This window comes from Clostridium sp. DL-VIII, from assembly GCF_000230835.1.
GTDB lineage: Bacteria > Bacillota > Clostridia > Clostridiales > Clostridiaceae > Clostridium.
This window is the reverse complement of the sequence record NZ_CM001240.1, coordinates 1,756,231-1,779,759: the sequence shown is the minus strand read 5'-3', so window position 1 is coordinate 1,779,759 and position 23,529 is coordinate 1,756,231. Positions and strand designations below refer to the sequence as shown.

The 23,529-nt window shown below is 29.1% G+C and carries 24 protein-coding genes; 8 read left to right on the top strand and 16 right to left on the bottom strand.

Features of this window, described 5'->3' with window-relative positions; translation table 11 throughout:
• Window positions 1-47: 47 nt before the first annotated feature.
• From CDLVIII_RS08150 to CDLVIII_RS08120, 7 genes are all read right to left on the bottom strand, one after another.
• Window positions 48-215, bottom strand: coding sequence for a zinc-ribbon domain-containing protein (locus CDLVIII_RS08150; protein ID WP_009168969.1), 168 nt, complete (start codon window positions 213-215; stop codon window positions 48-50).
• 268 nt (window positions 216-483) lie between these two features.
• Window positions 484-1,170 carry an amino acid ABC transporter ATP-binding protein gene (locus tag CDLVIII_RS08145; protein WP_009168968.1) on the bottom strand — a complete coding sequence of 229 codons (687 nt, stop codon included), beginning with the start codon at window positions 1,168-1,170 and terminating at the stop codon, window positions 484-486.
• Between the two features lie 16 nt (window positions 1,171-1,186).
• Window positions 1,187-1,828, bottom strand: a complete 642-nt coding sequence (locus CDLVIII_RS08140) for an amino acid ABC transporter permease (RefSeq protein ID WP_009168967.1) — start codon at window positions 1,826-1,828, stop codon at window positions 1,187-1,189.
• 68 nt (window positions 1,829-1,896) lie between these two features.
• Complete coding sequence (locus CDLVIII_RS08135; protein ID WP_009168966.1) at window positions 1,897-2,709, bottom strand: amino acid ABC transporter substrate-binding protein; 813 nt, start codon at window positions 2,707-2,709, stop codon at window positions 1,897-1,899.
• 189 nt (window positions 2,710-2,898) lie between these two features.
• Window positions 2,899-3,414 carry a hypothetical protein gene (locus CDLVIII_RS08130; protein ID WP_009168965.1) on the bottom strand — a complete coding sequence of 172 codons (516 nt, stop codon included), beginning with the start codon at window positions 3,412-3,414 and terminating at the stop codon, window positions 2,899-2,901.
• Between the two features lie 116 nt (window positions 3,415-3,530).
• Window positions 3,531-4,337, bottom strand: coding sequence for an EcsC family protein (locus tag CDLVIII_RS08125; RefSeq protein WP_009168964.1), 807 nt, complete (start codon window positions 4,335-4,337; stop codon window positions 3,531-3,533).
• Window positions 4,338-4,431: 94 nt separating this feature from the next.
• Complete coding sequence (locus CDLVIII_RS08120) at window positions 4,432-5,310, bottom strand: LysR family transcriptional regulator (protein ID WP_009168963.1); 879 nt, start codon at window positions 5,308-5,310, stop codon at window positions 4,432-4,434.
• 163 nt (window positions 5,311-5,473) lie between these two features.
• Here CDLVIII_RS08120 and CDLVIII_RS08115 point away from each other — a divergent pair, with 163 nt between their 5' ends.
• Window positions 5,474-6,229 (top strand): YoaK family protein, encoded by a 756-nt coding sequence (locus CDLVIII_RS08115; RefSeq protein ID WP_009168962.1) that lies wholly within the window; start codon window positions 5,474-5,476, stop codon window positions 6,227-6,229.
• Between the two features lie 255 nt (window positions 6,230-6,484).
• Here CDLVIII_RS08115 and CDLVIII_RS08110 read toward each other — a convergent pair whose 3' ends face one another.
• Window positions 6,485-7,426 carry an SPFH domain-containing protein gene (locus tag CDLVIII_RS08110; protein WP_009168961.1) on the bottom strand — a complete coding sequence of 314 codons (942 nt, stop codon included), beginning with the start codon at window positions 7,424-7,426 and terminating at the stop codon, window positions 6,485-6,487.
• 4 nt (window positions 7,427-7,430) lie between these two features.
• Window positions 7,431-7,865, bottom strand: a complete 435-nt coding sequence (locus CDLVIII_RS08105) for an NfeD family protein (protein ID WP_009168960.1) — start codon at window positions 7,863-7,865, stop codon at window positions 7,431-7,433.
• Window positions 7,866-8,181: 316 nt separating this feature from the next.
• Between CDLVIII_RS08105 and CDLVIII_RS08100 the strand changes: the two genes are divergently transcribed.
• The 3 genes from CDLVIII_RS08100 (at window position 8,182) to CDLVIII_RS08090 (ending at window position 11,917) form a co-directional block, all read left to right on the top strand.
• A complete protein-coding gene (locus tag CDLVIII_RS08100; RefSeq protein ID WP_009168959.1) occupies window positions 8,182-10,080 on the top strand; it encodes an NAD(+) synthase in 1,899 nt (632 codons plus the stop codon).
• Between the two features lie 258 nt (window positions 10,081-10,338).
• Complete coding sequence (locus CDLVIII_RS08095) at window positions 10,339-11,367, top strand: branched-chain amino acid aminotransferase (RefSeq protein ID WP_009168958.1); 1,029 nt, start codon at window positions 10,339-10,341, stop codon at window positions 11,365-11,367.
• Between the two features lie 139 nt (window positions 11,368-11,506).
• Window positions 11,507-11,917 carry a hypothetical protein gene (locus tag CDLVIII_RS08090; RefSeq protein ID WP_009168957.1) on the top strand — a complete coding sequence of 137 codons (411 nt, stop codon included), beginning with the start codon at window positions 11,507-11,509 and terminating at the stop codon, window positions 11,915-11,917.
• A 72-nt stretch (window positions 11,918-11,989) separates the two neighbouring features.
• Here CDLVIII_RS08090 and CDLVIII_RS08085 read toward each other — a convergent pair whose 3' ends face one another.
• Window positions 11,990-13,696: an ABC transporter ATP-binding protein gene (locus CDLVIII_RS08085; RefSeq protein ID WP_035302146.1), complete on the bottom strand. Its 1,707-nt coding sequence runs from the start codon at window positions 13,694-13,696 to the stop codon at window positions 11,990-11,992.
• Window positions 13,697-13,837: 141 nt separating this feature from the next.
• Here CDLVIII_RS08085 and CDLVIII_RS08080 point away from each other — a divergent pair, with 141 nt between their 5' ends.
• Window positions 13,838-14,092: a hypothetical protein gene (locus CDLVIII_RS08080; RefSeq protein WP_009168955.1), complete on the top strand. Its 255-nt coding sequence runs from the start codon at window positions 13,838-13,840 to the stop codon at window positions 14,090-14,092.
• An 8-nt stretch (window positions 14,093-14,100) separates the two neighbouring features.
• Here the strand turns inward: CDLVIII_RS08080 and CDLVIII_RS08075 are convergent, their stop codons facing one another.
• From CDLVIII_RS08075 to CDLVIII_RS08065, 3 genes are read right to left on the bottom strand one after another with little or no spacing between them, the layout of a single operon-like run.
• Window positions 14,101-14,769, bottom strand: a complete 669-nt coding sequence (locus CDLVIII_RS08075) for an ABC transporter ATP-binding protein (RefSeq protein WP_009168954.1) — start codon at window positions 14,767-14,769, stop codon at window positions 14,101-14,103.
• Complete coding sequence (locus CDLVIII_RS08070; protein ID WP_009168953.1) at window positions 14,766-15,521, bottom strand: ABC transporter permease subunit; 756 nt, start codon at window positions 15,519-15,521, stop codon at window positions 14,766-14,768. The genes CDLVIII_RS08075 and CDLVIII_RS08070 overlap by 4 nt, the downstream gene beginning before the upstream one ends.
• On the bottom strand, window positions 15,496-16,497 hold the full coding sequence (locus CDLVIII_RS08065; RefSeq protein ID WP_009168952.1) for a PhnD/SsuA/transferrin family substrate-binding protein: 1,002 nt from the start codon (window positions 16,495-16,497) through the stop codon (window positions 15,496-15,498). Before CDLVIII_RS08065 ends, CDLVIII_RS08070 begins: the two co-directional genes overlap by 26 nt.
• A 504-nt stretch (window positions 16,498-17,001) precedes the next feature.
• Between CDLVIII_RS08065 and CDLVIII_RS08060 the strand changes: the two genes are divergently transcribed.
• On the top strand, window positions 17,002-17,436 hold the full coding sequence (locus tag CDLVIII_RS08060; RefSeq protein ID WP_009168951.1) for a hypothetical protein: 435 nt from the start codon (window positions 17,002-17,004) through the stop codon (window positions 17,434-17,436).
• Window positions 17,437-17,678: 242 nt separating this feature from the next.
• Here CDLVIII_RS08060 and CDLVIII_RS08055 read toward each other — a convergent pair whose 3' ends face one another.
• Window positions 17,679-18,098 carry a YaaR family protein gene (locus CDLVIII_RS08055; RefSeq protein ID WP_009168950.1) on the bottom strand — a complete coding sequence of 140 codons (420 nt, stop codon included), beginning with the start codon at window positions 18,096-18,098 and terminating at the stop codon, window positions 17,679-17,681.
• A gap of 276 nt (window positions 18,099-18,374) precedes the next feature.
• Here CDLVIII_RS08055 and CDLVIII_RS08050 point away from each other — a divergent pair, with 276 nt between their 5' ends.
• A complete protein-coding gene (locus CDLVIII_RS08050) occupies window positions 18,375-18,680 on the top strand; it encodes a hypothetical protein (RefSeq protein WP_009168949.1) in 306 nt (101 codons plus the stop codon).
• 202 nt (window positions 18,681-18,882) lie between these two features.
• Here the strand turns inward: CDLVIII_RS08050 and asnB are convergent, their stop codons facing one another.
• Window positions 18,883-20,727: an asparagine synthase (glutamine-hydrolyzing) gene (gene asnB, locus CDLVIII_RS08045; RefSeq protein ID WP_009168948.1), complete on the bottom strand. Its 1,845-nt coding sequence runs from the start codon at window positions 20,725-20,727 to the stop codon at window positions 18,883-18,885.
• Window positions 20,728-21,023: 296 nt separating this feature from the next.
• On the opposite strand from asnB, the gene CDLVIII_RS08040 reads away from it, so the two are divergent.
• Window positions 21,024-22,439, top strand: a complete 1,416-nt coding sequence (locus CDLVIII_RS08040; RefSeq protein ID WP_009168947.1) for a spore germination protein — start codon at window positions 21,024-21,026, stop codon at window positions 22,437-22,439.
• Window positions 22,440-22,691: 252 nt separating this feature from the next.
• On the opposite strand, the gene CDLVIII_RS08035 is transcribed toward CDLVIII_RS08040, so the two are convergent.
• Entirely contained in the window at window positions 22,692-23,528 is an 837-nt protein-coding gene (locus CDLVIII_RS08035) for a S1-like domain-containing RNA-binding protein (protein WP_009168946.1), read from the bottom strand.
• Window position 23,529: the final 1 nt, after the last annotated feature.

The window sequence follows — 23,529 nt, the reverse complement described above, 5'->3', positions numbered from 1 at the left end:
AGCAAAAAGAAAGAGCCATAAGATTACTCTTATGGCCCAATAGCATACTATCTGTCGAAGTTTCTATTGTTTCTTTGTTGTTTTCTAGCTTTTCTACATTCTGGACATCTAACTGGATCGTTATCAAATCCTTTTTCTTTGTAGAATTCTTGTTCTCCAACTGTGAAAATAAATTCCTTTCCACAATCTTTACATACTAAAGTTCTATCTTCCATTATAAAAATCCTCCCTTTTTCCAAAGATTATAACCTGATACTTGACCCAATCTCTGAAACAGAGGCGAATGTACAGTATTGATTAAATCTTGAATTATCTTACACTCTTAGAATAGCACACTTTATATTATAATTCAATACAAATTATAATAATTAATTTATTAAATTTAAACCTTCTCAATTAATAATCTTTTATGTCTGTAATGATATCTATATTAATTAATCAAGTCCTCTTAAATTATACGCAGTATTATAGGGTTCCACAAAATTAATTATTCTCAAATATTAATCCTTCTTGTAATTTTCCAGCCTCCATTGAAACTATTCTATCAGCCACATTTTTAGCAAATTCCATATCATGTGTTATAATCATCATGCTCATACCTTTTGTACTCAAACTCTTTATTAAATTTGCAACTTCTCCAGTAAGACCAGGGTCCAAAGCTGAAGTCGGCTCATCGAAACACATAATTTTAGGTTCTAACACTAATGCTCTTCCTATAGCTACTCTCTGCTTTTGTCCTCCTGATAATTCAAAAGGATAATTATCCTTCTTTTCTAATAGGTTTAAAAAGCCAAGGGTTTCTTCTGCCTTCTTAATTGCATCTTCTTTTGTCCACCCTAATACTCTTTGAGGGGCTTCTATTAAATTTTCTAAGACCGTCATATGAGGAAATAAATTAAAACTTTGAAATACCAATCCTATATCTTTTCTTATTTCTTTAAGCTCTTTCTTATCTACATACTTTCCATCTTTACAAAGCATCTTCCCATTTATTTCTATATCGCCTTCATCACAGTATTCCAATGCGTTCACACATCTAAGCAATGTAGTTTTTCCACCACCTGAATTACCTACAACAACTAATATTTCTCCCTCTGCTATTTCAAGATTAACTCCTTTTAAAACTTCTGTACTTCCAAATTTCTTTTTCAATTTACTAATTTTAAGCATATTTTTTTCCTCCACATTACTTATAATAGTCATATTTCGTTTCAATTTTCTTTAGCAATTGACTAAAAATAGCTATTACTATTAAATAAACAACTCCAACTATTAAAAGTGGTGCTAGTGAAACATCTCTATTAGCAGCTGTTTTACCTATCTTCAATAATTCATCCATACCTACTACATATACTAAAGATGTATCTTTAACCAAAGTTGTTATTTCATTTGCAACAGGTGGAATAACTCTTTTAAATGCTTGAGGAAGTATAATTCTGAAAAATATATCTTTTTGACTAAGCCCCAAAACTTGAGCACCTTCAACTTGTCCATTATCTATAGACACTATTCCTGCTCTAAAAATCTCCCCAAAATAGGCTGCATAATTTAAAGTAAAAGCTAAAATTGCAGCTGGAAATCTCTCAAAATCAATTCCTACTAAAGGTAGTCCAAAAAAGATCACGATGATTTGTAATAATAGAGGAGTACCTCTCATTATAAGAATATATGCCCCGCTTATCTCCTTAAGTATTATGGATTTTGATATTCTCATTAATGCTACTACTATCCCAAGTGGAATAGATAGGAGCAAAGTGCACCCAAAAATCTCCAAAGTAATAATAAGTCCCTCTAATACCTGAGGCATTATCTCTAAAATATAACTCAAAGTTATTTCCTCCTCTTAATTGTTTCCATTTAGCTAATTACATAAAAATCTTTTTAAATTTAATAATATTATTTAAGAACTATATCTTGTCCGAACCACTTTTTAGATATATCTGCTGCAGTTCCATCAGCCTTAACCTCATCAAAAGCTTTATTAAATGCATCTAAAAATTTAGTATCACCTTTTTTGATTCCAACTCCATATTCTTCATCTCCAAAATTGTCAGTTAGAATTTTATATTTTTCCTCTCCTCTTGCCTTCATATAATATCTCGCCAAAATTTCATCTACAACTATTGCATCTAATCTCTTTGCTTCCAAATCCATTAATGCAGCGTTATTATCTTCAAAAGTAATAAGCTTTCCACCATCAAGACTTTTCTCTATATCACCGTCAGCTTCTACTGCATCAACTGCTGTAGATCCAGTTTGAGCTCCTACTTTCTTTCCTGCTAAATCACTTTTTGAATTTATATTAGAATCTGCTAAAGTTACTATAACTTGAGTATTCTTTAAATATGGCTTAGAAAAATCTACTTTTTCTTTTCTTTCATCTGTAATTGAATATCCATTCCATATTAAATCAATATTCCCATTATTAAGTTCAGTTTCTTTCATACTCCAATCAATTGGTTGAAACTTTACTGTTTTGTTTAATTTCTTAGCAACTGCATTTGCTAAATCAACATCAAAGCCAACTATTTTTCCACTTTCATCTTTAAAGCCCATTGGAACAAAAGTATCATCTAATCCTATTACTAGCTCGTCCTTATCTAATGCACTTTTACCCCCTGATGATTTATTACATCCAATTAAGCCTACTCCTAATGCAGCTATAACAGCAACTATAGTTAATTTTTTTATCAACTTATTAATTTTCATAAATTTTATCCTCCCTAAATGCTTTTTCTTATTTATCACTTTATCACACTAAAGCAAAACATTCAAGTCTTTTTTAATACATAAATATATTTTGTATAAAGATATAAAATTAATATTCTGAGTGCTTGTATACTTTTCTTCCTAAATATTATTCTCTATCACTATATAAAACATATTTATATACTTTATTTATCTTGTTGAAGAAAATCTATCTAATGCTCTTTGTAAATTATCCATGTGAGTCGAAAATTCATCAATAGTATCTGTAACTTTCGTCTTATCAATAGGATCTTTAACTGCGTCCGCTCTATCCTTAGCATCATCTACATGATTTTTAACTTCATCTAATTTATCTGATATATCATCAAACTTATCTTTGATATCTTCACTTTTCCCTTCAATGTCAGCACTATTTAAAGCATCAGTCAACTCATCTGCCTCTTCATTCAGCTCTTTCATAGTCCTTGTTGTATCACTATCAACGTCATCTATTTTATCAGAAATCTCTTTAGGTCTAGATTTTAATTTCTCCATTAAATCTTTCATTTTTTTTGAATCAAATACCTCATTTACTTTATCTGCTGTTGGTTTTTCATCAGTATTTTCATTTGTCTTAAGTATATAATCATCTTTAAGATTACATCCAATTAAGGAGAATGCTAAAAATACTCCTACAACTAAAGTCATCACAGATTTCTTTTTCATTCTTTCACCTCAACTAATTTTGTACTGTATAGTATATATTAATCTTTTCTCATTAGTTTTACAATAATTTAATCATATTATTGTAATGCAATAGCTTTCTATATCTTATTAATATCTTATAATTTTGATAGTAATCTCTTTTTGTACTTTATGCTTGCTGCCTCACTTATATCTCTTATAAGTTTATAATTCGATATTCCCCCATATGCCCCTATTAACGGAACTCCTTGAATCACTTTAGCTAAAATTATATTTTCAGATAAATTTCTTGAAGCATCCTTTATCATTTCATTAATATCTATATTGGCATCAAGATTATTATCAATGCTGTAGCCAATTCTATCAGCTTCATTAAAATATGCAATTCTTTTCTCTGTCTTATCAGCACTTGCGGAAATTATATTTAAAATGAATGCCTTTTCTTCCTTTGAATTATAATCAAAGCCATAGCTTAAACATATTTCATACACAGTTTTCAATAACATTCCTATAAAAACAGGTATATCTGGAAGTCCTATTCCGAACACTCCAAGTACAGTGCCCTCTACTGTTGTGATTCCTTTATTTATAAGAATACCCTTTTTCACCTTATTATCAATTCTACTTAAATTTTTATTATTTATTTTTTTAGACAAGATATATTCATTTGTATCTGCTTCATCTTTCAATCTTTCAGAATTATAGCTTTTTTCTATTATTATAGTCCCATTTTCAAATACATAATAAAATCCTTTTTCAAAGGCTTTTTGAAATGTATCAATCATTTTCTGTGGAATCTTTTCTTCTAACTTTTCTTTTATTGGAGATATTTTATTTTTTATATATTCATTTTCTTTTTTATTTAAAAATTTCTCTTCTCTTTTTAATAATTTTTTCTTTTGATTTCTTAAAATCCGTTCTTTTTTTATATCACTATAATTCATTTACTTCCTCCACTAAATAATTTGTTTTGTGCATATTATATAGTATATTATCTTCATCCAATTTGTTTTTCAAACACTTCCTTAACAAAAACTATTAATAATTTCCATTTGTATTTTTAATATCAAGTATAAATCTTCTTAAATGTTCCATAAAAGTTATAACATAATTACTTCTTCTTAAATTTTTATTTATAAGTGCATAAATTGTACGACTACATTTCGGTTCACTAATCGGAAGCATGATCGCATTTCTTGAGCTCCTCCGTCCCCATGAATACTCAGGCCAAAATGCAATACCTAGATTTGAATCTACCAAGTTTCTTATAGATTCCTGATTATCACTTTCAAATATAATCTTAGGTTTAAATCCTATTTGACTGCAATAATCATCACAGATAATTCTGAAAGGTCTTCTACCCGAAAAACTTATAAATCCCTCTTTTTCTACCTCATTTAAAGTAATAGATTTAAATGAAGCATATTTGCTTATACTTGGAACTGCCAATAATATCTTCTCCTCAAGTAATGGAATACTATCTTTAGGAACCATATCAGATGCAGCACAGGAAATACACACATCAAACTCAGTCTCATTAGCATCCTGGGACAATCTGAAATTCACTTCCGGATATAATTTTTTAAAGGAGATTATTGATTGAGTAACAAGTAAAGATGCTGATAATATGTTTAGTTGTATGGTTCTGGATTCTTGATTATTTACTTCTTTCAAACGTTCTGGAAGTGAATCTAGAACATTTATAATTGGAATCAACTCAGCTTGCAATAATTTTCCTGATGCATTTAGGCATATACTCCTATTCCTTCTTTCAAAAAGAGTAACTCCTAATTCTTCTTCCAAATGTTTTATTGACTGAGATAAAGCTGGCTGTGCAATATGTAAAGAATGCGCCGCCTTTGTCATATGTTCATATTCAGCTACAATAAGAAAGTATTTTAATTGAAGAATATCCATAATTCCCTCCATAAAGTATATATCAAAATTTTATCAATTAATTATTAATAAGTTATTACTTATCAATTTGATAAATATTATATATTTTTATTTATTAAAGAACAACGTTATAATAGTATTATTCAAAAGAAAAATATTAAATAAAAAAGTTAGGTGGATTATATTGGCAGATACTAAAAATTATTCAGAAACACTAGGCTTTGGAATGTTGCTGGCTTCCACAGGTGGTTTTATGGACATGTATTCTTATAGTGTTCATGGACATGTTTTTGCTACAGGTCAAACAGGCAATTTTGTACTTGTCGCTTTCAATTTGGCAGATAGAAATTATATAGAAGCATTTCATGCTCTTGTACCTATTATATCTTTTTGGATAGGTATTTTTATATCATGGTATATGTTTTATTCTATTTTTAAAGAAAAATCTTTATTCTGGCAACGTGGAATCATTACAGTCTCAATGGTTGTATTATTTATTGCTGGATTAATAACATCCACATATTCAGACATATTTGCTAACACTCTTGTATCCTTTGCCGCCTCATTGCAATATTGTGCCTTTCGAAAGCTTGGCTCAGGAGATAATTATGCTAGTATATTCTGCACTGGAAATATGCGTTCATGCGCTGACAATTATTTTAAAGGTATAGTAAAAAAAGATAAGGCGTGTCTAAAAAAAGCTTTAAGGTATAGCTGCATTTTAATTTCTTTTTTCATAGGGGCAGTCATTAGTGCTTTAGAAGCAGGTGTCTTTCACGAAAAATCTATATGGACTGTTGAGATAATTCTTATCGCTGGATTCATTATCTCATTTTTGTATAATTCAAATATACAAAAAAGAATTGCTTTAGTTAGCATTATTAAAACACAATTTGATAATATAATGTACAAGTTAAAGACACAAAATGAAATAAAATGATCTGGAGTAAAAATCAAAAAGTCCGAGAAACAAAATCTTGCATTTAGTTTCTCGGACTTTCTTCTTGAATCTTCATCTTTAACTCATGATTCGTAACTGATAATTATGTGGATAAGCTAAAAATACAAGAGATAAACTAAGTTTTTATATAAATTTCAATGATAAATTGCTATTACATCTAAATATATAGCTAGAGACTTATAATTTAAATTAGCAATATGATAATAAAATTTATATAATTTGTTTTTATGATCACTATTTATTTCCTTTAAGCATTTCTCCAATAGCCGCTATACTTCCAAGAGATGACAATGTCTCATTTGGTAATATAAGCTTATTAGCTGGGTTATTAGCCATTTCTTTAAGAGCTTCAACCTGCTTTAAGGCTATAACTGTCTCATTAGTTCCAGAATCTATAATAGCTTGATTTACTTTTCTTATAGCCTCTGCTTCTGCAGCTGCTATCTCTTCTATAGCTTTTGCCTTACCTTCTGCTTCTAATAATTGTGATTCTTTTAACCCTTCGGCTCTTCTTATATTAGCTTGTTTTTCAGCTTCTGCTGATAATATTTTTGCCTGCTTTTCTCCTTCTGCCTTTTCTATTTGAGACTGCCTTAAACCTTCTGCTTGAAGAATCATAGCTCTCTTATCTCTTTCAGCTCTCATTTGTTTTTCCATTGCTTCTTGAATTTCAGCTGGTGGAACTATATTTTTAATTTCTACTGAAAGAATCTTTATTCCATATGCATCTGTAACTTCATCAATAATACTTAAAAGATCTTGATTTATTGAATCTCTTCCTGATAAAATCTCATCCAATGTCATATTACCTAATATATTTCTCATATTAGTTGTAGCTGAATAAACTATACCTGATTGGAAACTTTCTATATTATATACTGCATCTCTTGCATTTAGCACCTTATAAAATATAACATTATCTACTAATATCTTAACATTATCCTTAGTGATAACTGATTGAGGCTCTACATCTAAAATCTGCTGCTTAGTAGAAACTCTTCTTCTAACAAAATCTACAAATGGCATTATAAAATGCAATCCTGGTTCTAACACTTTATGAAATTGTCCAAATCTTTCTACTACATATAAATAACCTGTATTTACAACTTTAATTGATGATAATACCACTATAAATATTAATAATAATATAACCCCTAAAACTATAATTGTTACCATAACATTAATCCTCCTGAACCTTTTTAATTTTTAATTTAATTCCTTCAATTCCTGTAATAATAAATTTATCTCCTTGATTGATTGTATCTCCTTCATTAATTACAGTCCAATATTCTCCACTAACCTTTACTTGTGCTTTATTACTAATCTCTTGGTCACTTTTCATAACCTTACCTATATATGTTTCTTCCATACGCGGTATGCTTTTGTGCTCTGCCTTAAATTTTTTCTTAAGTATTGGATATCCTGCTAAAAATGCTATTATATTCAGTATAGCAAACACTATAACCTGAATTCCCAATGTTATTCCCAGTACTTCACATATTATAGCTGCAATAGCTCCTATTGATAATAGCATAAAGCAAAAATTACTGGTTAAAATATCTATTGCAAATGCGCAAATAATAACAATTAACCAAAAAATCACTATTCCACTCATTTTCTTCCCCCTATCTCAATAATAACGTATTAGATATTATCTAATATATATCTTCTAGTTCTAATCTAAAATTATTACATGTAATAATTTTATTATATACCTATTTTTTGAAAAACACAAGTTTTTTATTATCCTTAAATAAGTTTTTAAATACTGCTTATTTCTTTTGATTTTACTTCTATATTATTATATAATTACTATCATGTATTATCATTAAGACATACGAAAGAAAATAATAGTTCAAATCAAGTTATGTATTTTATTTCATATACCTTAATATAAGCAATTAAAGTCAATTTTTATAAGGAGTGATTAGATGGATTTTATTAAAGTTGCTGCAGCCTGCCCTAAAACCAGAGTTGGTGATGTTGACTATAATATTGAAAATATATTATCATGCATAGATGATGCAAAGAAAAGTGGAAATAAATTCATAGTATTTCCTGAACTCTGCATTACCTCTTATACTTGTGGAGATTTATTTTTACAAGAATATTTAATTACTAAAGCTTTAAATGGTATTAAAGAGATTTTAGAAAATACTAAAAACAATGATATTTTAATAGCTGTTGGTGCTCCACTACTTTATGGCAGTGCCCTATATAATTGTGCATTTCTATTGTTTAAAGGAAAAATCTTAGGAATAGTCCCAAAATCATATCTTCCAAATTACAGTGAATTCTATGAAAAGAGATGGTTTACTGAAGGACTTTCAGTAGAGGATGAAATAGTTGATCTACCTTACCAAAAGGATATTCCATTTGGTACAAATTTAATTTTCTCATCTAGCATTGCAAACTTCGGAATTGAAATTTGTGAAGATTTATGGGTAGCGATACCACCTAGTTCTTATCTTGCTCTTATGGGCGCTCATATAATCGGAAATCTTTCAGCTTCAAATGAACTTGTAAGTAAAATGGATTATAGAAAAAGCCTAATTTCAAATCAAAGTGCTAGGACAATGTGCAGTTACATATATTCTTCAGCTGGAATTCACGAATCTACTACAGATGTATTATTCAGCGGACATTTATTAATAAGCGAAAATGGTTCTTTATTAAAAGAAAATAATAGATTTCAAAGAGAAAATGAAGTAATCTCTTCTATCGTTGATGTATTTAAATTAAAAGCTGAACGAATGAAAAATCTTAGTTTTAGGGATTCATCTAGATTCATAAATAAAAAACCTAACATCATTAAATTTGAATTTGATGATACATCTATACAAACTTTTGATAGGTTCATAGATAAACATCCTTTTGTACCTTCTTATGAAAAAGAAAGAGAAATAAGATGCAAAGAAATATTCAATATCCAGGCTGCTGGATTAGCTAAAAGATTGGAACATACAAGATCACAAAAAGCAGTTATTGGAATATCTGGAGGCTTAGATTCTACACTTGCACTACTTGTAATAGTTAAAACCTTTGAACTTTTAAATTTAGATAAAAAGAATATTGTAACTATTACTATGCCTGGTTTCGGTACAACTGATAGAACTTATAATAATGCTGTTAATCTATGCAGAGAATTAGGTACAGAACTTAGAGAAATAAATATTGTTAAAGCATCTCTTCAACATTTTGAAGATATTGGTCATGATAAAAATATACACGATGTAACCTATGAAAATGTTCAAGCAAGGGAAAGAACACAAATTTTAATGGACCTTGCAAATAAAGAAGGCGGCCTTTTGATTGGAACTGGTGATTTATCAGAGCTTGCTCTTGGCTGGTGCACTTATAATGGTGATCATATGTCAATGTATTCTGTAAATCCATCTATTCCTAAAACACTAGTTAGATACCTGGTACAATATGCTGCTCAAAATGAATCTACTGATATTGTCTGCGATATACTTATGGATATTTTAGATACACCAGTTAGTCCTGAATTATTGCCTAAAGACAAAAACGGTGAGATTGCTCAAAAGACAGAAGATATTGTGGGCCCTTATGAGCTCCATGATTTCTTCCTATATCATTTCATAAAGCATGGTTCTACAAAAGAAAGAATATTTTTCTTAGCTAAAAATGCATTTAAAGATAATTATTCTGAGCAGGAAATACAAAAGTGGCTGGATAAATTTATGTTTAGATTCTTTACTCAACAATTTAAAAGAAGCGCTCTCCCTGATGGTCCAAAAGTCGGCAGCATTTCTTTAAGCCCAAGAGGTGATTGGCGAATGCCTTCTGATGCTGTTCCTTGGAAATAAATGAGCTGATAATGAATAATTAAGAATTATATTCTGAGTTATTCATTATTTTTCAAAAAAAATTATAATTTATTACTAAAATTCCACTTTTTAAACTCAATTGTGGAATTTTTTTTAAAGTAGTGCTAAAATAGATGTTATTAATAAGGCATATTTACAAAAACAATAGGTCAGTATTTTACTATATTTGATTCACTATTTTCTATACATATGCCTATACAATGGCAATAAGCCTTAAAGATGTGGAGGAATTATAAAATGGGGAAAAAATTAGATATAGATTGGAGCAAATTAGGATTTGATTATATAAAAACAGATCTTCGTTATGTTTCAGTCTGGAAAGATGGAAAATGGGATGAAGGAAAACTTACTGAAGATAATATGCTTCGTATGAGTGAAGCTTCTACCGTTCTACATTATGGTCAAAGTAGTTTTGAAGGTTTAAAAGCGTACAGAACAAAAGAAGGAAAAGTTCAATTATTCAGACCTGACAGAAATGCTGCTCGTATGAATGATAGCTGCGATAAACTTTTAATGCCACATGTACCTGAAGAAAAATTTATTGATGCTGTTATGCAGGTTGTAAAAGCTAATATAGATTATGTTCCACCATATGGTACTGGAGCAACTTTATATATTAGACCTATTATTATGGGTGTTGGTCATAATATCGGAGTTAAACCTGCACCAGAATATATATTTACAGTATTCTGTATGCCAGTTGGACCGTATTTCTCTGGCGGATTAAAGCCATGTAACTTCGTTGTTCAAGATGAATATGACAGAGCTGCACCTCATGGAACTGGTAAACAAAAAGTTGGCGGTAATTACGCTGCATCGTTACAAGCACATGCAAAAGCTGCAGCTGCTGGATATGCAGATTGTATTTATCTAGATCCTGCTACTCATACAAAAATTGATGAAGTTGGAGCTGCAAACTTTATTGGAATAACTAAAAATAATGAATTTATTACACCAAAGTCTTCTTCAATACTACCAAGTATAACTAAATATTCGCTTCTTTATATAGCTGAACATTATTTAAAAATGCCTGTATATGAAAGAGATGTTTTAGTTGATAACTTAGATGAATTTAAAGAAGCCGGTGCTTGCGGTACTGCCGCTGTAATAACACCAATTGGCGCTATTGATTATAAAGGTGAAAGACACGTATTCCATAGTGAAACTGAAGTAGGTCCTACAATTAAGAAATTATATGATATACTTTACGGAATTCAACTTGGTGATGTTGAAGCACCAGAAGGCTGGATATACGAAGTAAAATAATCATATGCTAAATATATAAAATTATTTTAATACTCAAAAATAGAGTGAAGTTTATTTAATTAATGCTTCACTCTATTTTTTAATGTACGATAATAGAATTAAATACCATATTAATTTATATACTAAAGGGGGAGTTTATATGTCAGATGATAAGCTAAGTTCTAGCAGCAATTACACCATAAGCAGTGTAACCAATGTTGATATAAATACTAAAATAGTAAAAAGACCTTATGCAGCTACCCCATTCTCTTCTAGTAAAAAACAAAATAGATCGAATTCCTTTAAAGATACATTAAACTCTGTTGTTTCTCATAACAGCTCTGATGATAATTCTGAAGATTTTTCCAAATTACTTAATAATGAGCTAAATGATTCTGTAAGATTACAAAGCCAAGAGAATTCCAGAGTTGTAAAATCAAATTTTCAGAATAACACAGATACTACAGCCAATTCACCTCAAGCTGATGACGAACATGAATTACAGCCTAAGACTATTGATAGTTCTGCCATTTATAAAAAAATTCAATTGCTTAATTCTTTGAAAAAATAATTGACTTATTAAAATAAGGTTGTCCGAAAATTATTTATATTTTGGACAACCTATTTTATATCAATATTAAATTTATACTGCTGCCAGCTTATGTAATTTGCTATACTCTCCTTGTTTCTCCATTAACTCTTCATGAGTTCCTTTTTCTACTATTCCTGTATTTCCAAGAACTATTATTTCATCGGCATTTTTAATAGTAGATAATCTATGTGCTACTACTATAGTTGTTCTTCCTGCGCATAATTTTTCTAATGATTCTTGAATTATACGTTCAGTCGCATTATCTAAAGCTGATGTTGCCTCATCTAAGATTAATATTGGAGGATTCTTTAGGAATACTCTAGCAATTGAAATACGCTGCTTTTGGCCACCTGATAATTTTACTCCTCTTTCCCCAATATATGTGTCATAACCTTCTGGTAAATCCTCTATAAACTCATGAATATTAGCCATTTTAGCTGCTCTTATCACTTCTTCTTCAGTTGCATCGGTTTTTCCAAATAATATATTATCTCTTATTGTCCCTGTAAATAAGAATACTTCTTGCTGAACTATTCCAATGCTCTCTCTAAGCGAATCTAATTTAATATCATAAATACTCTTATTATCTATTAAAATATCTCCTTTTTCCACTTCATAAAATCTTGGAATGAGATTGCAAAAGGTTGTTTTTCCTCCACCTGATGCTCCAACTAAAGCTAACATTTGACCTTTTTTTATTTTTATAGATATATCATCTAATACTTTTTTCCCTTCATAGCTGAATACCACATTTTTAAATTCAATTTCTCCATTTACATTCTTTAATTGAACTGCATCTTTTTTGTCTTTTTCTTGCTTGGCATTCATAATTTCCATATATCTTTGAAAACCTGTTATTCCGTTTTGGAACTGTTCCATAAAATCAATAAGCTTTTTTATAGGAGTAATAAATGAGTTTATAAATAACATATAAGCCATATAATCTCCAATGCTTATTAATCCGATAAATGTAAATATCCCTCCACCTATTAGTCCAATATAATTTAAAAAATCCATTCCAAATCCAGCGCCTGAAGAATATTCAGCCATTACTTTATATGACTTTTCTCTTGCTTTAATAAATTTTGAGTTACCTTTTTCAAATTTCTCCTCTTCAGCTTTGTGACTTACAAATGCCTTTGATATTTTTATTCCTGAAATACTGTTTTCTAAATTAGCATTTACTGCTCCAGTTTTTACTTTTGTATCAAAAAATGCTTTATTCATTTTATTTCTTTCATATAAAGTAAACCAAACTATCACAGGTACAAATACAAAAATTAATACTGTAAGTGATATATTTATAGTACATAATATTACAAATGATCCTATAAGCATGACAATAGAAATGAATAAATCTTCTGGACCATGATGCGCAAGCTCTGAAATATCCATTAAGTCGTTAATAATTCTCGACATTATATCCCCAGTCTTGTTATTATCAAAAAAACTATTAGGTAATCTTTGCAGATGTGTAAATATGTTTTTTCTCATATCTCCCTGCATTCTCACTCCAACAACGTGGCCCCAATACTGCATAAAGTAACCACATGCTGCTTTTATAAGAAAAATAACTATCAATGTAATACCAAAAATAATAATAATCCTAAAATCTCTACTAGGAATCGAATTATTGACAAGGTCTCTTGTCATCATGGGATAGACTAAATCACACAGTGCTGCTATAAATGCAACAATTAAATCCATTATAAATAGTTTTTTGTATGGTTTATAAAACGAAATAAATTTTCTAATCATTTCAACATTCCTTTCTTCTCTTAAAGCTGCTCCATTTTTATATCTTGTACAATAAATCATTATTATGTGAATAAAATCCTAATAGCTTGTATATAATTTAGTATAATACATAATTTTCCAAATGTTAGGTGGTGAATTAATATGGTAAGAAAGCTTTTTAATGTTATTAACTTTACTTTAGCTTTGCTACTGCCTCTATTTTCATTAAATATAATATTAAGCAAATATGATCCAGATGATTTCTTTCCTTTTATTTTTATCTGTTTGGGACTTTGTGATACATTACTCGGAATAAACTTACTAAATTCAAACAAAAAAGTCTTAAGTTTTTCCAGCTTTATACTTGCAGGCTTTTTATTTATTTTAGTTGGAAGTAAAGTTTGTATTTACAATTAGTTGAAGATCTACATTATTTCTAAGATTTTATCCTTACATTTATCTAAATTTTCATTAAATACTCCTGCTATTTCAGCAGGTTTATTTTTTAAAACAAATACATTTCCCCGGAAATATATAGCTTCATCTAAATCATGGGTTACTAATATTACCATTCTTTTCTCTTTTTCTAACAAATTTTTAAATTCATCAATTATAGTATATTTTAATTTGTAATCCAATGATTTAAATGGCTCATCCATTAAAATTACTTTCGATGGTTTTCCAAAGGCTCTTGCTATATTAACCCTTTGTCTCATTCCACCGCTTAATGCATTTGGATACTTATTCTTAATATCATAGATACCTACTAATTTTAATACCTCGTCAACTTTTTCATTTATAGTTGTTTTGTCAAAATAACCTTTTAAGGCAATTTCTAAATTTTCCTTAACTGTAATCCATTCTATCAGTCTATCTTCCTGAAATACATAGCTTATATCCTTTAATGATATTCCGCTTATTTCTCCACTTTGCACTTCTGTAAGTTTAGCTATAATATTTAATAAAGTGCTCTTTCCACAACCTGACCTTCCGATGATACAATTTATTTTATAATCCTGAAATTCTATATTAAAATTTTTAAAAATCTCTTCTTTCCCATAAGATTTGCTTAAATTTCTAATCCTTATATTCATTTATCCCACCCATATACCCTTTTTTTCAATAGCTTATTTATTACTTCTAAAACCAAAGATATAATAACTATAATAACAATCCACGCAAAAATTCCAGGTACATTAAAATTCACTTTTTCTATTTGTATCTGAGAGCCTATTCCAAATTTCGGCTGGCCATATACTTCTCCTGCAATAACTACTTTAAAGGTAAGTGCAAAGGTTGATACAAAAATGCTCATAAAATAAAATTTCATAACCGGAAAATATATTTTTCTAATTTTATCAATTAAACTGATTTCATATACTTTAGTCATATCAATTATTTTTTTATCTATCTGCATGATATTATTTCTTATTCCTTCATACAGTATTGGTAAAATAACAGCAAATCCAACTACAAATGGTGTTTTCTCTTTATCAAACCATACTAGCGAAAGAACAACCAGCACCATAGTTGGTATTGTTTTTCCAAAGGAATTTATAGGTTCCAGCAAATACTTAAAAAAGGGATACGCTACACCTAGTATCCCTAAAATCATTGAGATAATCAAAGCTACCCCATAACTTAATAAGGTTCTATAAAAACTTTCTAAAACAATTTTGCCAAAGTTTTTATTATTAAGAATTTCTACAATAGCTTTAAATACTTGTTCTAACCTTGGTATATATATATCATTATTTACTGCTACGGCAATTAACTGCCATACTCCTATGAAGAATATGCATGATAAAAAAGTATATGCTTTACTTTCCCATGAATATTTCATCATCTGGCACTTTTCCTCCTATTGTTTTTGGATCAAATGCATTTAACTTTTCAAAATATGTTTTATAATCTTTGATGCTGTCTTTAATATCAACGTATTTCAAATTTGCCCTATCAACAGCTTTTATTACTGTTGGCTTTTGAGCTGATACTCCGATTTCTTCACAATAATCTCCTAGAGCTTCCTTATTACTATTTGCCCATTTTTCTGATTCTTCAACTTGATTTAAAAGATTATTTACAAATTCTTTGTCCTCATCATATAATTCCTTTTTAACTATTATTGTTGATTGTGGATATCCATATTCAGAGTTATTTATCTTTTTCCACTCTTCATTTAAGTCCAGCATTATATTAAACTTATCATTTTTGCTTTGCACAGTAGATAATGCTGGCTCTGGTATCACTGCATATTGTGTTTTTCCAGACAAAATTATTGGAGCTAATTCATTTACTGAATTTACATAACTAAAATTAACATCTTTATCTGCATCAATTCCTTTGTCCTTAAGAACAGTTCTTGCAATTATATCAGGAGTTAATCCCTTTCCTATGTTATAAATTTCTTTCCCTTTTAAATCATTTATATTTTGATTCTCATTTGTAGTACCTATATATAACGACCCAAAACCTATTGTTCCAGCTATCTTATATTCTTGATTTTTATTATATACAGTAGCTGCCACATTAGACGGAACTATTGCTACATCTGGCTCATTCTTCATAACACTTGTAACCAAACTATCAGAATTTTGTTCTATTGTATAGTTTATATTATATCCAGCTTTAACTTCCGGTTTTTCTTTTACAAGCTTAGCTACTGCCATAGCTGTAAGTCCATCTGGCGTTACGAAATTAACATCCTTAGTTTCTACCACCTTTTTTGTTGATTCTCCTTGAGTAGAATTACTATTTCCACATCCAACAAGTGTTGCTACTGATAGTATTCCCACTAGAAATAACGATAATTTCTTTTTCATTTTTAAGAGTCCCCTTTCCAAAAAAATATTAATTAAATTAATAATAACTAACAAGTAGTTATATAAATTTCAATTATAAATTGCTATTACATTTAAATAAATAACTAAAGACTTATAATCTGAATTAGCAATATGATAATAAAATTCATATAAATTACTTTATTAAAATAAGGCACATGAAAGAAAATAATAGACCAAAGATGCGACGCATATTTTGCGTCAGGCAAGGAAGTAAATTCTGCTCATAGTGGGTCTATTAGTAAAATTTGCTGACACAGTATGACACAAAATAGGCAAGCATACTGGTCTGTTATTTTTTTGATTGTGCCTAATACTATTAATTAATATTCACTATCAATTATAATATCACAATAGAATAAAAATACCAAATTCACCTTATAGTAATATATTATTATAATGAAATTTATGACTTATTCTCTATAATTAGAATTTTACAAAATTTATGTTATAATTAAAATTATTTATGTAGGAGAATTATTTATTATGACGAAAAAAAGGTTTGTAATATTTTTAATTACTATTTTATCAATATGTATTTTAGGATATTATTTATATCCTAAGAATGAAGATATAGGTAAACTTTTATTTAGTAACTATCAGAAAGAGAATATTGAGAAAATTGAGATTAGAAGTACATCTTCTAGACAAGATAGATCAATTAAAGATAAGGACAAAATCAATGAAATTTTATATAATATTTCTAACATAAAATTAGTTCGGTATTATGGTAGTACTGTAAATAGAACAAAAGGTTCTATTCATATTTACATTTATGATGAAAGCAAGGTTACTACTGAGATTATTATACAAGGTAAAGAGTACATTAATATTATTAATAACTATGACAACTTCAATAAAGAATACAAAATTATTGATAATAGTTTAGATTTAGATTATATAAATAGGTTAATTTCGTAATAAATCTAAATCTAGACTACTTCCCATCCTTTACCTTTAACATGGCATTTTACATAAAAACTTTTCCTGATATAGAAATATCTCTTTTCTCTTAAATCCTTATACCCGCCATTTTGGAATTGACTCCTTACCAGAAACTATTTATCAAAATCTTCTATTTTAGATTTGCATTTTCTAGTGGTATGTTTGACACATCCAATAAATTACTTTATATAAAATATGTACGAACCTTTTACTTTATACTACCTATATATATCTACAATCATTCCTTGAATCTCATCTATCGTTGATGCAATATTTATATTTTCCTTTTCATCAGAAAGAAGAGTATTAGTTAATTCTTCTAACTTTTCATCAACAGTGTCAACAGTTATAAAATATTGAGTCTGCCAAAAACTTATATCTTTTTTTGTTTCATACATAAATTTTAGTATAGATTCTAAATATTCTTTTATCATTTTCTTATACATAATAACATCTACATAGGTCTTAGTTACAACGAGCTTATTTCCTCTTTTTTTGATATCACCTATCATCTTGTTAAGCTGCTCTTCTGACTGCCTATGTCTTTCTTGATTAAAACTTCTTGAGAAGTCTTTCTTTTCCGAAACAACCTTTCTTTCAGAAGTTACAGCTCCTCTTCTTACCCTACCAATCTCCATACATATTCAATCCCTTCTTAATTTGATGTATATTAACATTTATACAAGAAATGTAACGTATAGAAACATTCTAAGCAATTATCTTATACATTTATATAATTATACCAAAACACCGTTTTTTTCTCTACCCAATATTTAATCATAATATTGAACTATTTAATGTATACTTTTTTATGAATATTACCAAAGTTTTTTTATCTTTCCAAATACTGTTGAAAGAAATAACTATATATACTAAAATTTATCTTATAAATGGGATTTTAGGAGGTAATAAATATGATAGTAAAATGTATCGATAATAACCTTTGTTCAACTTTAACTCTAAACAAAGAATATGTAATTATTGAAGAAGCACCAGAATATTATGTAATTATTGATGACAAAAATGATGAGACAACTTGTAGAAAAACAAGATTTGAGGTTGTGCAAGATGGTGGTTTAACTAAAAAAGCTAAAGCTACTATTACAGAATTAACTTATCAATTAGAGAATGATTTTAAGGATATTAAACAATTTACAATACGAAAAAATTCCAAAGGTGAAATCAAAGAAATTTCTATAAAATTCAACTACAACAATTAGAAGTGTAGCTATAAATAAACAATTTTAAACTTACGCTTATGCTATGATTAAATTAAATAAATAACAAGTCCATCTACCAGCCTATTTTCCATCATGCTATGTCAGCAAAATTCCATAATAGCCCACTATGATGGCACTTTGCTTCCTTGTCTGATGAAAAATATTCATGGCAGTCTTGGACTTGTTATCTATTTTCATGTGCCTAAATTAACAAATTTACATTATACTCTTCAAGCCAAATATTTACCTGAACTAAATATGCTAGTAATTGTGGCCCTGTCATTAGTTGGCCATACCATGGAACCTTATAAGAATCCCCTCTAGTTTCAATTATTTCTCTAACTACCTTTTCATCAATAATATCATGGATTGGTGAAGATTTTTTATCTAAAATATCTGCTATCATTTTACATACTATATCTGTATAAACTGGATTATGAGTCTTCGGATATGGACTCTTTTTTCTATATACGATTTCTTCAGGAAGTATTCCTTCAAGTGCAGCTCTGAGTAAGCCTTTTTCTCTACCTTTATATAATTTTATCTCTGCTGGCAAATTAAAAGCATATTCAACTAATCTTATATCTGCAAATGGAACTCTTACCTCTAAACTATTTCTCATGCTGACTCTATCTTTTCTATTAAGAAGATTTACCATAAACCATTTTAAATTTAAATAAGATATTTCTTTCATTCTATAATCTCTTTTACTCTCATTATCAAGATGAGGCACTTTACTTAATGATTTTTCATATTGAGTTCTAACCAATTCTTCTAATTTCATTCCCTTTAAATCTTTATTTACTATAGCCTTTCTATCATTAACAAACCTTGCCCATGGGAAAGTATCTAAATAAAACATTTCATCTCTAGTAAACCATGGATATCCGCCAAAGATTTCATCAGCACACTCACCCGAAAGGCCGACTACAAAATCCTTGCGTATCTCTTTGCAAAATAGCAATAAAGAGGAATCTACATCTGCCATTCCAGGTAAGTCCCTTGATATCACTGCTTCTTTTAATGCTAGTGCCAAATCTAAATGGTTTAAAACTACTTTTCTATGATCACTCCCAATAAACTTAGCCATCATCTCTGCATAAACTTCATCTGAAGTAGGTTGAAATAATGATGACTTAAAATATTTATCATTATCTTCATAATCTATCGAGTAAGTTGCTAATTTTTTGCCTTGCCTCTTAAATTCTTTTCCTGCAATTGCTGAAATAGCAGATGAATCCAAGCCTCCAGATAAAAATGTACAAAGCGGTACATCTCCTACTAATTGTCTATTTATAGCATCTATTAATAATTCTCTTGTATGCTCTATAGCCTCTTCTGCTGTTTCTGTGCATTCCTCTGCTTTAACGCTCCAGTATTCCCATTTTTTTACACTATTATCACCTGAAATCAAAAGACAATTTGCAGGTGCCACTTCTTTAATATTCTTATATACTCCGCTTCCCGGAATAGTTGCTGGTCCAAGTCCAAATATTTCAGTTAACCCCTCTATATCAACTTCTCTTTTTATTCTTGGATCTGCTAAAATAGTCTTTATTTCCGACCCAAAAACAAGAGTATTATTATTTATAGTATAAAATAGAGGCTTAACACCCATTTGATCTCTAGCTAAAAATACTTCTTTTCTATCCTCATCAAATATACCAAAGGCAAAAATACCAATCAATTTATTAATACATTCTTTTCCCCAGCAGATGTATGATGTAAGTAACACTTCAGTATCAGAATAAGAATCAAAAGCAAATCCCTCTTTTTTTAATTCTTTTCTTAAATCCTCTGTATTATATAGCTCACCATTATAAACTAATGTATATTTCTTCCCTTGAAATGTTTTAGTCATTGGCTGTATTCCACCCTCTGGATCAACTACAATCAATCTTCTATGTCCTAATAAAACATTAGGAGAAATATAATAACCTTTAGCGTCTGGTCCTCTTTTCTCCAAGGTTTTTATCATTTTTTCCAAAATACCTTTATCTTGTACTATATTTTCTTTGAAATTTACAAGTCCAGCAATACCACACATTTATTTCACCTTCTAATTAGTATCTAGACATATTCAAATAATAACAAGCCCACGTGGATTAGTGAATTATCATATGTCCTATATTATTAAAATATGACTTAATTTATATGTTGTGCCAAACTATCTCTTATTTTAATAACTTTCATGTGCCTTATTTCCTTTTATATTAAAGAAAATAATTGTGAATACTATTCGTTTTAATATGCCATACTACCTCTATAAGGCATATTGAAATAGCTTGAATAAATATTTTTTATATAGATTATTATTTTATTAAAGAGAGAAGGTTATATAATTTGAATGTCTCATCTAATTTCAACGAAACTATTCAATTAATTCATTCACATTTAGCAATAGATAAAAGTTTTGATATTGTTGAAAGAAAATTTGTAGTAGCCGGACGAAATTCCGTTTTGTATTTTTTAAATGGATTTATAAAAGATAATATAATGGAAGATATATTAAAGTCCTTTTTCAAGATATCTCCCGAAACTATGAATTTATATAAAACATTTGATGATTTTATGAATAATGAAATTCACCATGTATCTGTCGAAAGTCAGAGTGATCTTGATAAGGTCATATTATCTCTATTAACAGGTCAAACAATACTATATGTTGATGGATATCCTGCATTTGCAATCCTAGATTTACGTACTTATCCAGGTGCAGATTCATCAAAACCAGAAAAAGAAAAAACCTTAAGAGGCGGAAGAGATGGTTTTATTGAAAAATTAGTATTTAATACTGCTTTTCTTCGAAGGAGAATACGTGATCCTAGATTAGTTTGCGAAATACATCAAATTGGTGACGTATCACAGACAGACGTCTGCCTTGCATATATAGATGGAGTGGCAGATACTAAAGCTCACGATCTAATAGTTGACAGTTTATCAAAGATAGATATAAAAGCCTTAACTCTTGGTGATCAAAGCTTAATTGATGTGATGTGCAGGAAAAACTGGCTTAATCCTTTACCAAAAGTAAGATATACTGAAAGACCTGATATAGCTGCTGCTCATATAGTTGAAGGAAAAATAGCAGTCATTGTAGATAATTCTCCAAATATCATGATTCTTCCAACTGGAGTTTTTGATTTCTTGCAGGATATAAATGATTATTATTTTCCTATATTTACAGGAAACTATTTGAGGATAGTCAGGAATTTAGTAATGCTTGCAACAATATTACTAACTCCAGTTTACTTACTTTTTGTAAATGGTAATGTCTTTGCTCCAGCTTTTTTTGATTTTTTAAAGCCGCAGGATTACTTTGCTATTCCAATACTATATCAATTTATTCTTTTAGAATTTGCTGTGGATGTATTAAAACTAGCAGGCTTAAACACGCCAAGTCCACTTGGAAGTGCAATGTCATTAATTGGAGGTTTAATCCTTGGTGAATATGCAATAAAAACAGGCTGGTTTATTCCTCAATCTATATTATATATGTCTATAGTTACTCTTGGAGACTTCACTCAGCCTAGTATAGAAATGAATTTTGCTTTAAAATTTGCAAGGATGATTCTATTAATACTTTGTGGTTTTTTTGGATTCTGGGGATTTATAGGTGGAATTATATTTATACTAATAGTCATGGCAAGTACCAAAACAATAGCAGGAGATAAATATTTCTACCCACTAATACCATTTAACTGGAAGAGCCTGAAAAACTTATTATTTAGAACAAGAATATCAAAAGATGTACAATAATATTAAAAAAATATACTTACTATATGTGAGTATATTTTTTATTAAGGATTAAAACAGTTAAGAGTTAAAGATTAAGAGTCATGAGTTGAGGATGAAATCCTTATAGGGATTTCTAAAAATTGTCATTTTTGAAAAGCTAGCAGCTTTTCTTCATTCAAGCTCTTAACTTATAATTTTTAACTCTTAACTAATTGAAAACTTTCTTAACAAAACCTGTCATCTGCAATACATAGGGTGTAAACTTCTTGTGACTTATAAAAGTCTTGTTCCTTCTTTATCTTGTGTTATTAATTTTTCTTTCATTAATCCGCCAAGCGTCATCTTAAAATAATTTTTACTTGTATTAAATTGATTCTTTATATCTTCAGGTGAAGACTTATCATTAAATGGCATAAATCCTCCATTTTCTCTTAAGAATTTAAGTATTGTTTCGCTTAACTCACTTCGCGCTTCTAATCTTTTCTTTCTAGTTGTTATTCCAATAGTTCCATCTTCATAGATTCTCTTAACTCTTGCCTTTATTTCCTGTCCTGGATATATATAATCAAAATGCTCATTAGTTAATATTAGTCCTCTATACTCACCATTTATAGCTACATTTAAAGTTCCATTTTCATTTGTTTCATATACTATTGCACTTACCTCATCTGAAATCTTATATTTTCCTTCTTCTGCAATATCTAAATATGGATGTATTCTTGTTGTTGCAGCTAATCTATCAGTTTTATCTACATACATGTAAAACAAATATTTTTTCCCGTCTTTAAGCTTAAAGTTCTGTTCTTTTAAAGGAACAAATAAATCTCTTTCAAGTCCAAAATTTACAAAAGCTCCAATATCATTTTGGCTTACAACTTCTAGGTAACCAATTTGCCCAACTGTCAATAATGGTTTTTTTAAAGTAGAAATCAACCTATCCTTTGAATCTCTATATATAAATACTTCTAATTTATCGCCTTCTTTTATTTCATGTCCTTTTGCTGCACTATTAGGAAGTAGTACTTCATCTCCAAACCTATCTTCAAGATAATATCCGAATTCTACTTTCTTACTTACTTTTAAAGTATCATATTGACCTACTGCTATCATT